Annotated in this window: 12 protein-coding genes; 2 read left to right on the top strand and 10 right to left on the bottom strand. The window is 73.7% G+C overall.

Annotated elements, in window-relative coordinates:
- Positions 1–222 precede the first annotated feature (222 nt).
- Together UO65_RS00210 and ahcY are read right to left on the bottom strand one after the other, a co-directional pair.
- Positions 223–867, bottom strand: a complete 645-nt coding sequence (locus tag UO65_RS00210; protein ID WP_035277575.1) for a dTMP kinase — start codon at positions 865–867, stop codon at positions 223–225.
- A gap of 342 nt (positions 868–1,209) precedes the next feature.
- Positions 1,210–2,700, bottom strand: coding sequence for an adenosylhomocysteinase (ahcY, locus tag UO65_RS00205; RefSeq protein ID WP_035277573.1), 1,491 nt, complete (start codon positions 2,698–2,700; stop codon positions 1,210–1,212).
- A 155-nt stretch (positions 2,701–2,855) separates the two neighbouring features.
- On the opposite strand from ahcY, the gene UO65_RS00200 reads away from it, so the two are divergent.
- A complete protein-coding gene (locus UO65_RS00200) occupies positions 2,856–5,186 on the top strand; it encodes a hypothetical protein (protein ID WP_035277571.1) in 2,331 nt (776 codons plus the stop codon).
- 67 nt (positions 5,187–5,253) lie between these two features.
- On the opposite strand, the gene UO65_RS00195 is transcribed toward UO65_RS00200, so the two are convergent.
- From UO65_RS00195 to UO65_RS00160, 8 genes are all read right to left on the bottom strand, one after another.
- Positions 5,254–6,618 (bottom strand): glutamate mutase L, encoded by a 1,365-nt coding sequence (locus UO65_RS00195; protein ID WP_084175172.1) that lies wholly within the window; start codon positions 6,616–6,618, stop codon positions 5,254–5,256.
- Positions 6,619–6,628: 10 nt separating this feature from the next.
- Positions 6,629–8,185 carry an amino acid permease gene (locus UO65_RS00190; protein WP_052020291.1) on the bottom strand — a complete coding sequence of 519 codons (1,557 nt, stop codon included), beginning with the start codon at positions 8,183–8,185 and terminating at the stop codon, positions 6,629–6,631.
- 139 nt (positions 8,186–8,324) lie between these two features.
- The gene (locus UO65_RS00185) at positions 8,325–9,245 is read right to left on the bottom strand and encodes a cation diffusion facilitator family transporter (protein WP_035277569.1); all 921 of its coding nucleotides are present in this window, start codon (positions 9,243–9,245) and stop codon (positions 8,325–8,327) included.
- A gap of 58 nt (positions 9,246–9,303) precedes the next feature.
- Positions 9,304–10,545, bottom strand: a complete 1,242-nt coding sequence (manA, locus tag UO65_RS00180; protein WP_035277568.1) for a mannose-6-phosphate isomerase, class I — start codon at positions 10,543–10,545, stop codon at positions 9,304–9,306.
- A gap of 52 nt (positions 10,546–10,597) precedes the next feature.
- A complete protein-coding gene (locus UO65_RS00175; protein ID WP_052020289.1) occupies positions 10,598–11,728 on the bottom strand; it encodes a phosphoheptose isomerase family protein in 1,131 nt (376 codons plus the stop codon).
- Complete coding sequence (locus UO65_RS00170) at positions 11,694–11,924, bottom strand: Trm112 family protein (RefSeq protein ID WP_035277565.1); 231 nt, start codon at positions 11,922–11,924, stop codon at positions 11,694–11,696. Before UO65_RS00170 ends, UO65_RS00175 begins: the two co-directional genes overlap by 35 nt.
- Before the next feature lie 45 nt (positions 11,925–11,969).
- Positions 11,970–13,316, bottom strand: coding sequence for a phosphomannomutase/phosphoglucomutase (locus UO65_RS00165; protein WP_035277563.1), 1,347 nt, complete (start codon positions 13,314–13,316; stop codon positions 11,970–11,972).
- A 50-nt stretch (positions 13,317–13,366) separates the two neighbouring features.
- On the bottom strand, positions 13,367–13,723 hold the full coding sequence (locus tag UO65_RS00160; RefSeq protein WP_181399910.1) for a DUF3499 domain-containing protein: 357 nt from the start codon (positions 13,721–13,723) through the stop codon (positions 13,367–13,369).
- Between the two features lie 109 nt (positions 13,724–13,832).
- On the opposite strand from UO65_RS00160, the gene UO65_RS00155 reads away from it, so the two are divergent.
- Positions 13,833–14,300 (top strand): metallopeptidase family protein, encoded by a 468-nt coding sequence (locus tag UO65_RS00155; protein ID WP_035277561.1) that lies wholly within the window; start codon positions 13,833–13,835, stop codon positions 14,298–14,300.
- Positions 14,301–14,859: the final 559 nt, after the last annotated feature.

Genomic DNA, 14,859 nt, shown 5'->3' with positions numbered 1-14,859 from the left:
GTGGTCGCCGGCTGCGCACTGTGAGGTTCGGGTGGCGGGCCGCCAGGCCGGGGGTGGCGGGGTGGTTGGCGGCTGCGCATGGCGGGATTCCGGGTGGCGGGGTGGGCGGCGGCTGCGCCGCTGGCGCGTTGCTTGGTGGGCCGCCCGGCTGGCGGGTGGTGAGCTGGGCGGCTGCGCCGGTGGGGTTCCGGGTGGCCGGCCGCCGGGCAGGCGGTTTTTGGATCAGGGGGCGAGGAGGGTGGTGGCCAGGGTGTCGAGGTCGGTGGGGGTGGTGCCGTCGATGATGTGCCAGGGGGAGAGCCAGTGGGTTTCGGCGAGTTCGTCGTAGACCTTGCCGACCCTGGTTTGCAGGTTGTCGTCGGTTTCCCAGGTGTCGCGGGGGCGGGTCGACTCGGTGCGTTCGCGGTCTGCTGAGCGCTGGGCGGCGAGTTGCGGGGGGACGCGGAGCAGGAGTTGGGCGTGGGGCACGGGGAGGCCGAAGCGCTTGATCTCGGTGGCGCGCACCCACTCCACGAAGGGGCCGTGGGCACCCTCGTGCTTGCGGGCGGCGCCGTAGGCGGCGTTCGACGCGACGTAGCGGTCGAGGAGCAGGACGTCGTGGGTGGTGAGGGCGGTGATCAGGTCTTCGCGGGCGTGGTGGCGGTCCAGGGCGTAGAGGATGCCCATGCCGTAGGCCTCTTCGCCCAGGCCGCCCAGTTCGCCGTAGAGGGCGTCGCGGATGAGCTTGGCCTCGGTGGAGGTTTCGTACCTGGGGAAGGCCATGCCCGTGACCGTTGCGCCCGCGCGGGTGAACGCGGTGGTCAGCCCGTCGGCCAGGGTGCGCTTGCCCGCGCCGTCCAAGCCCTCGATCACGATGAGTCGGCCCACGCGGCGACCATACCCATGGCGTGGGTGGGGGCGGCTCCGCGGTGGGCCGTGCGCACCTCGGCGGAGCCGGGGGGAACAGTGCCGGGGGGAACAGTGGAACCGGGGGCGGTGTCGCCGTCAAAAGAGTCTCCCCTCTCTTCTGACGGTGGCACCGCCCCCGGCGCCCCCCAGTTCCCCACCCCCGGGGCGGCTCACCGGCACTGACGCGCCCCCTGCGCGCGCCAGAACTATTCAAGATCGTTCCGACGGCCCCGGGTGTTACACCCCGCAGGTGGGGGCACCCCTACAGACGTCTGCCCCGGCACGCGGGTTGCGTGCCGGGGCAGACCGAACCGCTTCGGGTCAGTAGCGGTAGTGCTCCGACTTGAACGGGCCCTCGACGTCGACGTCGATGTACTCGGCCTGCTCCTTGGTCAGCTTGGTGAGGGTGCCGCCGAGCGCTTCCACGTGGATGCGGGCGACCTTCTCGTCCAGCTTCTTCGGGAGGCGGTAGACCTCGTTGTCGTACTCCTCGCGCTTGGTGAACAGCTCGACCTGCGCGATCACCTGGTTGGAGAAGGAGTTCGACATCACGAACGACGGGTGGCCGGTGGCGTTGCCCAGGTTCATCAGGCGGCCCTCGGACAGCACGATGATCGAGTGCCCGTCCTTGAACACCCACTCGTCGACCTGCGGCTTGATGTTGATCCGGGTGACCCCGGGGTGCCGGGCCAGGCCCGCCATGTCCAGCTCGTTGTCGAAGTGGCCGACGTTGCCGAGGATGGCCTGGTGCTTCATCCTGGCCATGTGGTCGGCGGTCACCACGTCCTTGTTGCCGGTCGTGGTGATGACGATGTCGGCCTTCTCGATGACCTCGTCGAGGGCGCGGACCTCGTAGCCGTCCATCAGCGCCTGCAGCGCGCAGATCGGGTCGATCTCGGTGACGACGACGCGACCGCCCTGGGCGCGCAGCGACTCCGCCGAGCCCTTGCCGACGTCGCCGTAGCCGCAGACCACGGCGAGCTTGCCGCCGATGAGCACGTCGGTGCCGCGGTTGATGCCGTCGACCAGCGAGTGGCGGATGCCGTAGCGGTTGTCGAACTTGCTCTTGGTGACGGAGTCGTTGACGTTGATCGCCGGGAAGAGCAGCTCACCGGCGGCCGCGAGCTGGTAGAGCCGCAGCACGCCGGTGGTGGTCTCCTCGGTGACGCCGCGGATGTCGGCGGCGATCTTGGTCCACTTGTCCGGGGTGGCGGCCAGGGACGCGCGCAGCGTCTCCAGGATGATGCCCCACTCCTCCGGGTCGTTGTCCTCGGCGTTCGGGACGACGCCCGCGGCCTCGTACTGCTTGCCCTTGTGGACCAGCAGCGTGGCGTCACCGCCGTCGTCGAGGATCATGTTGGGGCCGCCGCCGGTGGGCCAGGTCATCATCTTCTCGGTGGCCCACCAGTACTCCGGCAGCGTCTCGCCCTTCCAGGCGTACACCGGGACGCCCTTGGGCTCCTCCGGGGTGCCGTGCGGGCCGACGACGACGGCCGCGGCCGCGTGGTCCTGGGTGGAGAAGATGTTGCACGAGCACCAGCGCACCTCGGCGCCGAGCGCGACCAGGGTCTCGATCAGGACCGCGGTCTGGACGGTCATGTGCAGCGAGCCCGAGATGCGCGCGCCCTTGAGCGGGTACACCTCGGAGTACTCGCGGCGCAGCGCCATCAGGCCGGGCATCTCGTGCTCGGCGAGGCGGATCTCCTTGCGGCCGAACTCGGCCAGGGAGAGGTCCGCCACAGCGAAGTCGACGCCGTTGAGGGTCTGCGCGAAGCGCTCCCCGGTCGTGGTCCGCGTGTCTTCTGCGGTCATCGGGTAAATCCTCCAGACTCAGTTTCCTGCCGAACACTACCGTCGCGGTCCGTGGGCAGGGATCGGCCGAAACGGGTGATCCGCGCCCGACCAGCGTGGACCATGGACGCAATGCGGGCGCAAGCGCCCGGCGGATCGGCGACCTGGGGAGAAACGTGCTGCTCACCGGATCGGACACGCGCGTGGTCGAGCTGCGCGTGCACGGCGTCCTGGGCACCGGTGCGGAGTCGCTGGTCGGCGCCGTCGCCGCGGTGGACGTCGCGGGTGACGGCGTCGGTCGGCTGGTCCGCCCGGCGGATCGGCTCCAGCGTCCCGCACCGGGTCCGGTGCTGCGCGCGGAGGGTAGGTCCGTGCCCAGGGTGGTCGAGGGGTATGTGTGGAGCGCCATGACCTCCGGCGGCTGGGCGAAGGCCGCCTGGGCGCTGCTGTTCCCGTTCTCCCTGGCCAACATGGCGCACTGGATGCTGCCCCCGGTCCCCTCCGGGCACCGGGCCGGGCGGGTGCTCGCCGCGGTCAACCGCTCGCTGGTGCGGCTCGCGGCCCTGCTGCTGACCGCGCTGCTGATCACCCAGTCGACCGTGGTCACCCTCGACCTGCTGGCGACGCAGTGCCTGGCGCCGGGCGCGGATTGCCTGGCCTGGGTGCCCGGCGGCGTCCGTTCGGCCTACCCCTTCCGCCAGGTTGTGGGATTGCTCCCAGCGCTGCTGTTCGTCCTGGTCCTGTACCGGATCTCCACGGTGTCCTGGCGGCCGGGCGCGCGGGTGCGGCCCACCGAGAGCGACCTGCCCGGCGGCAGGCTCGTCGCCGACCCGGACACCCCGGCGCTGCGGGCGCTGCACCTGGTGACGGCGCTGGCGTCGGTGGCGCTGCTGGCCGTGGGCGGCCCCTTCCACCAGCCCGACGGGCCGGTGGCGCGGGTGCTGCGGCTGCTGGCGCTGGCCCTGCTGGGCCTGTGCCTGCTGGCGGTGCTGCTGCTCGACGACCCGCGCGGGGCCGGGGACAGCCGGGTGGGCCGGGCGCTGCGCGGGGCGCTGGGGCGGTGGCCGCGGCGGGTGCTGCTGGTCGTCGCGGGCGCGCTGGTGGTGGCGGTCGGGGCGGTGATGTCGCCGATGCCCGCCGCGGTGACCGGGACCGGGCCGACGGTGGAGCTGGTGGCGGTGGCGCTGTTCGGGGTGGTCGTGCTGGTGGGCGTGCTGCTGGTGCCCGCGGCGCTGATCGCCCGGCGGACCTGGGCCGGTGAGCCGAGGGAGCTGCGGCCGTGGGCGGGCGGCTGGATGGCCGCGCCGGTGCTGGCGTTCGGCGTGCTGCTCGGCGGTGGTTTCGGCGTGGGCCTGGCGATCGCCGTGGGTCGGCTGATCGGCGTCGGCGCCCGGCTGCCCGCGGGCTACGAGCCGGTGGCGCTGCTGTGGGGCGCGGCGGCGGCGCTGGGCGTGGTGGTGGCGGTCCCGATGCTGGTGGTGGCGCTGGTGCGGCTGCTGCGCGGGTCCGGTTACGCGGAGGCGGGCCTGCTGCACGCGGGCCGCCCGGAGGCCGCGGCGGCGCTGAAGGCCTGGCGGGTGGCGGGCTGGCAGCGGCGCAACCTGCACCGGGTGGTGCTCGCGGCGTCGGCGGTGCTGGTGGCGGGCGCGGTCGCGGTGATCGCGCTGCGCGTGTCGGGTTTCACACCGCCGCCGTGGACCGACCCGCTGTCGGCGTTCGGGGTGCTGGCGCTGGGCGCGCTGGCCGGGGCGCTGCTCAAAGCGGTGTACGACGCCGCGCGGCAGCCGGAGGCGGGTCGCAGGCTGGGCGTGATCGCGGACCTGGCGTCGTTCTGGCCGCGCGAGTCGCACCCGGCCGTGCCGCCCTGCTACGCGCTGAAGGTGGTCCCGGAACTGGCGGCGCGCGCCGCGGAGCACCTCAGGGACCCGTCGACCAGGGTGGTGCTGACCGGGCACAGCCAGGGGAGCCTGCTGGTCGCGGTGGCCGCGGCCCGGCTGCTGGGCACGCTGGACCCGGCCGCCGCGAGCAGGCTGGGGATCGTGACAGCGGGGTCGCAGTTGCAGTGGGCGTACCCGAGGGCCTTCCCCGCCGTGGTGTCGCACCGGGGCCTGGCGCACCTGTCGGGCGGCCTGGGCGGGCGGTGGCGGGCGCTGTGCCGGGGCACGGACCCGATCGGCGGCGCGGTGACCACGTGGAACCGCCAGGTGTGCGACGGCAGGCTGCTGGGCACCGGCTTCCGCACCGACGGCACCGAGGGCCCGCTCCCGGCGGCGTCGGTGTCCCCGCACGGGGCGCTGGTCCTCGGCGGCGACCACTGGCTGCCGGACCCCATGCGCGGACCCGTGGCGGGCCGCCGCTGGGCGCCGGGCACCCTCGCGCACACCGACTACCCGGCCGACCCGGAGTGGGACCGCGCGGTGGCGCTGGCGGCGGCGCTGGACCCGGAGGCCCCGGCGGCGGGCGGCCTGTCGTGGCCGCCGAAGCGGGAATCCACCCCGCCCACCTGACGCCGCGGCCCCTGGCGTCGCGCCCGCCTGGTCGCTTCGTGGCCGCTTGGCCTCGTGGGCGGCGGGTTCAGTGCGGGTGGGTGGTGCGCAGGCGGGTGGTGAGCAGGTTTTCCGCGGCGGACCGGTGGCCCGCCGCGGCGAGCAGGCCCGCCGGGGCGAGGACGTAGTCGGTGTCCACCGCGACCGCCGCCGTGCGCAGGTGGGGGCGCAGGGCGGGGTCCGAGCGGAGGGCGGTTTCCACCTCCGCCACGGATTCCGCGTGCCGGAAGGGTCCGCCGGAGAGGATGAGCAGCCCGATGCCCCGGGGGCCGAACCGGCCGCCGGTGGCGTCGATGTGCCTGCGCAGGGCGATCCGGGCGGCCAGGGCGGCGAGCCGCAAGTCCACAGTGGACTCTTCGGGCGTGGTCGGGACCCAGTCGACCGCGGCGGCGCGGTGGGCGGCGGCCCCGGCCAGCCCGTCGGCTTCCCCGATGAGGCGGTCGGCGGTGGCGGCGGCCACCACCCCGGGCGCCGACCAGCGCATGCCGATGTCGCCCTCGACCGTGCGGCGGTCGGTGGGCAGCCCGACCGCACCCGCCGTTTCATCCACTGTGGACACCGCGGAGTAGACGTCGGTGGTGGCCCCGCCGACGTCCACGACCAGCACGGCGCCGGTGTCGTCGGTGGCCGACGCCAGCAGGGAGACCCCGGAGAGGACCGCGTCGGGGGTCACCGCGCGGACCAGCCGCCGGAAGCGGGGGCCGCGGGAGAGGGACTTGCCGCCGATGACGTGGCGCAGGAAGACCTCGCGGATGGCCGCGCGCGCCGGGGCGGGGGCGAGTTCGCCGATGTCGGGCAGGACGTTGTCGGTCACCACGACCGTGCGACCGGCGAGGCGGGTCAGGGCCTCGGCGCGGGCGGCGGTGTTGCCCGCCAGGATGATCGGGACGCGGACGCGGTTGGCGGCGAGCCTGGACGCGTTGTGCAGCAGGGTGCGCTGATCACCGCCGTCGGTGCCGCCGACGAGGAGGACGACGTCCGGGGAGGCCGCGCGGAGGGCGCGCAGGCCCGCGCCGTCGAGTTCGCCGTCGGACACGTGCACGACCTTGGCGCCCGCCGACAGCGCCACCCGGTGCCCGGCCTCGGCGCTGACCAGCCGCTCCTGGCCGACGACCGCCAGCCGCAGACCGCCCCCGGCCGACGAGCAGAGCAGGACCGGCACCACCGCCCCACCCGCCTGCGCGGCGGTGCGCGACGAACCCGGCGCCCCCGACCCGAGGTCTGCGGCTCGCGCGGCGGTTCCCGGTTCGAGGGCGGCGGCCACGGCGTCGACACCGCGCAGCACCTCCGGTGCGGTGGTGGCGTGCTGGGCGGTGCCGAGCAGCTCCCCCGCCTCGGACACCAGGGCACCCTTGGTCCAGGTGGACCCGACGTCGAGGCAGAGCAGCGGCACGCGGGCGATGCTACTTCCCGGACTCCCCCGGCGGCCCGGCCGCGCCCGCCGCCCCTGCGCCCTCGGGGTCCTTGCCCAGCAGCGAGTGCCGCCTGCTGTAGACGAAGTAGATGACCACGCCGAGCACCATCCACACCACGAACCGCAGCCAGGTCAGCACGGTCAGGTTCAGCATCAGCCACACGCAGGCGAGGATCGCCAGGACCGGCACGACCGGGACCCAGGGCGCCTTGAACGCCCGGGGCAGGTCCGGGCGGGTGCGGCGCAGCACGACCACCCCCGCCGAGACCAGGATGAACGCGAACAGCGTGCCGACGTTGACCATCTCCTCCAGCTTGTCCGCCTGGAAGAAGGTCGCCGCGACGGCGACGAGGCCGCCGACGACCAGGGTGGCCCGGACCGGGATGCCCTTGCCGCCGGTGCTCGCCAGCCCGCGCGGCAGCAGCCCGTCGCGGGCCATGGCGAAGATGATCCGGATCTGCCCCAGCATCAGCACCATGACCACGGTGGTCAGGCCCGCGAGCGCGCCGATCGAGATGACCTGCGCCGCCCAGTCGACGCCGTTGGCGGAGAACGCGGTGGCCAGCGTCTTCTTGCTCTCGCTGCCGTCCGGGTTCACCGTGGCCAACTGGGTGTAGCTGACCATGCCCACCACGACCAGTGACACCGCGACGTAGAGGACGGTCACGATCGACAGCGAACCGAGGATGCCGCGCGGCACCGACCGCTGCGGGTTCTTCGTCTCCTCCGCGGTGGTGGCGACGATGTCGAAGCCGATGAACGCGAAGAACACCAGCGACGCGCCCGCCAGCAGCCCGAAGGCGCCGAAGGAGCTGCTGCCGCTGCCGAACAGGAACGACAGCAGCGACTGCTCGACCCCCGACTGCCCCGCGGCGGCCGGTTCCGCGGGCGGGACGAACGGGGTGTAGTTGGCGGCCTTGACGTAGAAGAGGCCGAGCACGATCACGAAGAGCACGATGGCGACCTTGATTCCGGTGATCACCATGCTCACCCGCGAGGACAGCTTGGTGCCCACCGCGAGCAGGGTCACGATCACGCCCACCAGCAGCAGCGCCCCCCAGTCGACGGTGATGGGGCCGACGTCGAGGACGGTGGCGCTGGTGCGGTCCGGGTCGAAGCCGAACAGGTACCCCATGACCGTGTTGAGGTAGGTGGACCAGCCCTTCGCCACCGCGGCCGAGCCGACGGCGAGTTCGAGGATGAGGTCCCAGCCGATGATCCAGGCGACGAACTCGCCGAACGTGGCGTAGGAGAAGGTGTAGGCGCTGCCCGCGACGGGGACCGTGGAGGCGAACTCCGCGTAGCAGAGGGCGGCCAGGGCGCAGGCCACCGCGGCGATGACGAAGGCGACGGAGACCGACGGGCCGGAGAAGTCACCGGCCGTCCTGGCGGTGAGGGTGAAGATGCCCGCGCCGATGACCACCGCGACCCCGAAGACCGTCAGGTCCCAGGTGGAGAGGTTGCGGCGGAGCTTGGTGTCCGGGTCGTCGGTATCGGCGATGGACCGTTCGATCGACTTCGTGCGCCACAGACCACTCCCCGGCACGGCCCACCTCCTGGTTCGACGTTGTCCAGTCCAGGGAGGCTAGCGCCGCGGTGGGCGGTCCGCTTGAAGACCGGCACCGCGAACCGGGGGCGGACGAGGCGCGAGCCCCGACCCCGCGGGGGCTTCGCGTCTGGCCGGGTCAGGCGGTGGCGGACGTGCGGTAGAGGTCCGGTTCCAGGTAGATCAGCCGGGCGGTGGGGACCGCCGCGCGGATGCGGGCCTCGGCGTCGTCGATGGCCTGGGCGACGTCGTCCATGTGCAGGCCGGGGCGCAGGGCGATCTTGGCGGCGACGAGGAGTTCGTCGGGGCCGATGTACTGGGTGCGGATGTGGATGACGCGCTCGATCTTGCCGGTGGCCAGCTCGTCCTCGATCCTGGCCAGTTCCGCGTCGGTGGAGCCCTCGCCGATGAGCAGGGACTTCATCTCCACGATGAGGATGACGGCGATGATGCCGAGCAGGACCCCGATGCAGATGGTGCCGACACCGTCCCACACCGGGTCGCCGGTGAGGACCGCGAGGCCGACGCCCGCGAGGGCGAGCACCAGGCCGAGCAGGGCGCCCGCGTCCTCCAGCAGCACGACCGGGAGTTCGGGGGTGCGGGACTGGCGGATGAAGCCCCACCAGGTGGCGTCGCCCTTGACCTTCTTCGACTCGGTGATGGCCGTGGCGAAGGAGTAGCTCTCCAGGCCGATGGCGACCACCAGGATGAGCACCGCGACGATCGGGGAGGTCAGCGGTTCCGGGTGGGTGACCTTGTGGATGCCCTCGTACAGCGCGAACGCCGAGCCCAGGGTGAACAGCATCAGGGCCACGATGAACGAGTAGAAGTACCGGTCGCGGCCGAAGCCGAACGGGTGCTCCCTGGTCGCCTTGCGCTGGGAGGTCTTCTGCCCCAGCAGCAGCAGGCCCTGGTTGGACGTGTCGGCCACCGAGTGCACCGACTCGGCCAGCATCGACGACGACCCGGTGACCAGGAACCCGACGAACTTCGCCACCGCGATGCCCGCGTTCGCGGCGAGTGCGGCGAGGATGGCCTTGGTGCTACCCCCTGCTGACACGGTGGCTCCCTTGGTGTTCGTCGATGTCCGATTTCGGGGGAAGCCTAGGCCACCGGGGTCACCGCTCGCCGTGCGAGGGCGCGTCGGTGCCGGTGGTGGCGACGAACAGGTGCGCCTCGCCGTCACCGGACGGCCGGGCGAGGAGGTCGGGGTCGGTGGCCGGGACCCAGGCGGAGTGGCCGGGGCGCAGGGTCAACTCCCGCTCGCCGTCGCCGACGACCACCGTGCCCGCGCAGCAGAGCAGGATGCGGGGGGTGCCGCCGGGCAGCGCGACCTCGTCGCGGTCGGCTTCGGCCCAGGTGACCCGGGACAGCTCGAACTCGGGGGCCTCGGTGCGGTAGACGCGCAGCCTGCCCCGGTCCTCCCCGGTGGTGACCGGCATGTCGTTGCTGCCGAAGTCGAGCACCCGCAGCAGTTCCGGCACGTCGACGTGCTTGGGGGTCAGGCCGCCGCGCAGGATGTTGTCGGAGTTGGCCAGGATCTCCACCGCCGTGCCGCGCAGGTAGGCGTGCAGGTTGCCCGCGGGCAGGTAGATCGCCTCACCGGGGCCCAGGACCAGCCGGTTGAGCAGCAGGGACGCCAGCACGCCCGCGTCACCGGGGTAGGACTCCCCCAGTTCCAGGACGGTGCGGCACTCCAGGGCGAACTCGCCGTGGTCCTTGACGTGCCGGACGCAGGCGTCGAACAGGTCCGGCAGCAGGTTGCCCAGGGCGGTCTGCGGCAGGGTGATCCACATGGTGAACAGCGCGCGCAGGCCACCGGAGTCGGGCTGCCCGGCGAGCAGGTCCGCGTACGGCGCCAGGCCCGGGGTGCGCACCGCTTCCAGCAGCGCCAGGGTGCGCACCGGGTCGCGGAAGCCCGCCAGGGCGTGGAACTCGGTGAGCGCGCACACCAGTTCCGGCTTGGCGGTGGGGTCGGGGTAGTTGCGGTTGGGCGCGTCCCTGGCGATGCCCGCCGCCTCCTCGCGGGCGTGGCCCTCGGCGGCCTGGGCGGCCGACGGGTGCGCCTGCATGCTCAGCGGCTCCTCGGCGGCGAGGATCTTGAGCAGGAACGGCAGCCGGTTGCCCCAGCGGGCGACGGTGTCGGCGCCCAGCTCGGTCTCCGGGTCGGCGTCGATCCGCTCCAGCAGCGACCGCTCGGCACCGGAGGGGTCCACCACCCGCGACGGGTCGCCGGGGTGCGCGCCCATCCACAGCTCCGCCTCCGGGTGCGGGGCGGGCGAGGGGTTGCCCAGCAGCTCGGCGAGGGTGGTGCGCGATCCCCACGCGTACGGGCGCACGGCGTTGCGCAGCAGCTCCACAGACCTTCAACTCCCTCACTGCACCCGACGACCTGCCGCGGCTGCGCCGCCGCTAGGCCGTCGCGGGTGCGTACCGTCCGGAACCGCCCGCCGTCCCCGCGGCCAGGCCGAGGTAGAGGGCGGCGAGGTCGAAGCGCAGGGCCAGCACCGCGGCCCGGGTGGGCTCGTCGGCGGCGGTGATCTCCTCGGCCGGGTCGATCAGGTCGGCCCCCGGCAGGGTCTCCGCGGCCAACCTGCGGGCCGGGTCGCCCGGGTCGGCGCGCACGGCCAGCAGCAGCACCCGCGGTGGCGCGGTGGCCGGGCCGTCGAAGTCGTCCGGGTCGGCGAAGATGTCGCCGCCGGAGGTGGCCCGCACCGCGGCCCGGTGCAGGGCGGTGCGGCTCATCGCCTGCTGGTAGTCGGCGACGTCGCAGACCAGGTCGGTGTGGGTGGCCAGGGCCTGCGCGGCGTTGCCCGCCACGGCGGTGGCGACCGGGTCGAGCCCCCACAGCAGCGGGGTGTGCTCGGCCAGCCGCAGCGCCAGCGCCTTGGCCGGGTTGACGAACGACTCGTGGTTCGGGTGCGCCCGCTCGGCCTCGCGGTCCAGCTCGTCGGCCATCGCGTCGAGGTCGACGCGCAGCAGGCCGAGCGCGGACAGCGCGAGCAGGCCCGCAGTGTAGGCGGTGGCGAAGCCGAACCCGGGGCGCACCGGCATCCGGGGCGCCACCAGGACCGCGTTGCCCGCGGCGGCCGCGGCCACCGGGCCCTCGGCGGGGGCGGTGAGCACCACGGCGGCGCCGCGGCGGCCCGCGCGGTCGACACCGCGGGCCAGCAGGCGGTCGCCGGGGTCGTCGGTATGCGCAACGACAACGTCGAGCGGGCCGATCCAGCCGGGCACCTCGTCGGCCAGCAGCACCGGCACCGGGCAGGCGGGCAGCAGCGCCGCCAGCAGCCCGGCCACCGCAGGCCCCAGGCCGGGGCTGGTCACCAGCACCAGGGCGCGCGGGCGCAACCCGGTCAACCGGTCGAGACCGGCCTCGCGGGCGGCGTCGGCGGTCGCGCGGACCTGGGCGCCCGCTCCGGCGGCGGCGCGCAGCAGCCCCTCGGGGTCGGCGGCGGAGATGCGCGCCGCGTCGTCGAGGAGGGTGTCGTCGGGGAGGGAGGTCAACTCAGCGGTCCGCGTCGGGCCGGGGCTCGGTGACATTGTCGAGCCGGGGCTCGGTGGCCTCGTCGAGCAGCAGCACCGGCACGCCGTCGTCGACCCGGAACACCCGCCCGCACTCGGTGCAGGTGAGCGCGTCGGCGGCCGGGTCGTCCGGGGTGCCCGCGGTCAGCGGGGCGTGGTCGTCGGACGGGCAGGCGAGGATGTCCAAGAGCTGCGGGTCCAGGGTGACTGCCATGGTGGTCCTCCTCCGGTTCGGGGGTCGCGGGCGGGGCGGGCGCGGTCAGGCCCGCACGATCGCCAGCACCTCGTCGCGCACCGCGGCCACGGCGTCGTCGTCGGCGGCCTCGACGTTGAGCCGCAGCAGGGGTTCGGTGTTCGAGGCGCGCAGGTTGAACCAGGCGCCGTCGGGCAGCCGCACGGTCAGCCCGTCCAGCTCGTCGAGGGTCACCCCGTCCCGGGCGCCGTACTCGGCCTTGATCGCGGCCAGCCGCCCGGCCTGGTCGTCCACGGTGGAGTTGATCTCACCGGAGGCGGCGTAGCGGTTGTACTCGCGGGTCAGGTCGGACAGGGTGCCCGGCTGCTCGCCGAGGGCGGCCAGCACGTGCATGGAGGCCAGCATCCCGGTGTCGGCCTTCCAGAAGTCGCGGAAGTAGTAGTGCGCGGAGTGCTCCCCGCCGAAGATGGCGCCGGTCTCGGCCATCTCCTGCTTGATGAACGAGTGCCCGACCCGGGTGCGCACCGGGACGCCGCCGTGCTCGGCGACGATCTCGGGCACCGCGTGCGAGGTGATCAGGTTGTGGATGACCGTGCCGCCGGGGTCCTTCGCCAGCTCGCGCACCGCCACCAGCGCGGTGATCGCGCTGGGCGAGACCGGGTCGCCGTTCTCGTCGACGACGAAGCAGCGGTCGGCGTCGCCGTCGAAGGCCAGGCCGATGTCGGCGCCCACCTCGCGGACCTTCGCCTGCAGGTCGACGATGTTCTTCGGGTCCAGCGGGTTGGCCTCGTGGTTGGGGAAGTTGCCGTCCAGCTCGTAGTACATCGGGGTGACGTCCAGCGGCAGGCCGTCGAAGACGGTGGGCACGGTGTGACCGCCCATGCCGTTGCCCGCGTCCACCACGACCTTGAGCGGGCGGATGCCGGAGAGGTCGACCAGCCCGCGCAGGTACTCGGCGTACCCGGTGAGCAGGTCGCGGATCTCCACGGAACCGGTCTTGCCCGAACCGGGGGTGTCGGCCTCCACCTCGGCCTGGATGGTCCGCAGCCCGGAGTCCTGCCCGACCGGGGCGGCGCCCGCGCGGCAGAGCTTGATCCCGTTGTACTTGGCCGGGTTGTGGCTGGCGGTGAACATCGCCCCGGGCAGGTCCAGGCTGCCGGAGGCGAAGTACAGCATGTCCGTGCTGGCCAGGCCGATGTTGATCACGTCGACGCCCTCGCCGTTGGCGCCCTCGGCGAACGCGGCGGCCAGGTCGGGGGAGGACTCGCGCATGTCGTGGCCGACGACGACGGTCGGCCCGCCGACCAGCCGGGCGAAGGCGGCGCCCACCGCCCGCACCAGGTCGGCGTCGATCTGCTCGCCGACGACGCCGCGGATGTCGTAGGCCTTGAAGACGCCGGACAGGTCGCGCACGGGTTCTCCCAGGGTTCGGTGGTCCTCGCCCGGCAGCCTACCGGCGCGGGTCAGTCGTTGACCGGGTCGGGGAGGACCCGGAGGTGACCGCGCCTGCTCCCGGTGCCCGGGTCCGGCTGCTCCACCGGGCGGTCGACCCGCCCCGCCTCGCGCACGGCCTCGGCCAGCGCGGTCAGGTCGTCGACGGAGGGCTCCGGCAGCGCGAACGACCCGTCGTGGCGCACCACGTCCCACCCGCGCGGCACGGTCAGCCGCAGGGCGTGCTCCTCGCACAGGTCGTAGCTGTGCGGCTCGGAGTAGGTGGCCAACGGCCCGACGACGGCGGTCGACTCGGCATAGGCGTAGGTCAGCGTGGCGACGGCCGGGTTCAGACACCCGGTTCGTGAACACCGACGCACGCTCCGCACAACTGGTGACGATAGCGCCTCCCCCCGGCCCGGTACCGCATGTGCACCCGCGACACGCCCCCGGAGCGCCCAACCGGGGCAACTGCCGACCCGCGTACGCTGGTTCCCCGTGGTGACAGCCCGCGGTTCCCGGCGCCGCGAACGACGCAGCCGCGACCGCCACGGACGTGGCCTGCGCGGCCCCCTCTTCCCCTCGACCCTGCCCGCCGCCAGCACCCGCGCGGAGAAGTTCGACGCGCTGGTCCTCGACGCCCTGGAGCCCATCGAGGCCCGCTGGCGCACGGAGCTGACCAAGCTCGACGTCGCGGTGGACGACGTGCCGGAGGTCCCCGAGACCGGCACCCCCACCCCCGACGGCGTCCTCGCCGACAGCGGCGTACCGCTCGCCCGCCTGGTGGCGGCCGGGGTGGACCGCCGAGGCCAACCGACCCGGGCCCGGATCGTGCTCTACCGCCGCCCCCTGGAGGCCAGGGCCAAGGACGGCGGCGACCTGGCCGACCTGGTGCACGACGTGCTGGTGGAGCAGGTCGCCGCCTACCTCGGCCTCGACCCCGGCGTCATCGACGGCGAGGGCTGACCCCACGCCGACCGGCCCGCCCTGGGGACAACCCCGGGAGGGCCGCTTCCTCCGTCGGTGGCTGCCGGTTGGCTTGACCTCGGGGGCTCCCCCGGCCCTGTGGACAACTCGGCTCGGCGGAGCCTCTTTTGTCGGTGGCCCCTGGTTGAATTGATTTCGGGGGTCCCCTGGGGCTGTGGACAACTCCGGGCGGAGCGGCGGTTTTCGTCGGTGGGTGGTGCTTGGGTTGATTTGGGGGCTGCCCTGGCGCCGATGGGCAGCAGGTGGGCTGGCTCCCAGGGCCTGTCCTCAACGCAGGCCGACACCCCGAAACGCCGGCCCGGCGAGTAAATGCCCGGGTGGCTGAAAAGTGCCTGCCCAGCCAGCCACCCCCGAAACCGCCGGCCCGGCGAGCCAACTGCCCGGGTGGGTGGACGCGCTTGCCCAGCCAGCCACCCCCGAAACCGCCGGCCCGGCCAGCCAACTGCCCGGGTGGGTGGACGCGCTTGCCAGCCGACCACCCCGAAAACCGCCGGCCCGGCTACGCCCCTGCCCGGGTGGGTGGATGTGTTTGGCCGGG

This window comes from Actinokineospora spheciospongiae (genome assembly GCF_000564855.1).
Taxonomy (GTDB): domain Bacteria; phylum Actinomycetota; class Actinomycetes; order Mycobacteriales; family Pseudonocardiaceae; genus Actinokineospora; species Actinokineospora spheciospongiae.
This window is presented reverse-complemented; position numbering and strand designations above follow the sequence as displayed.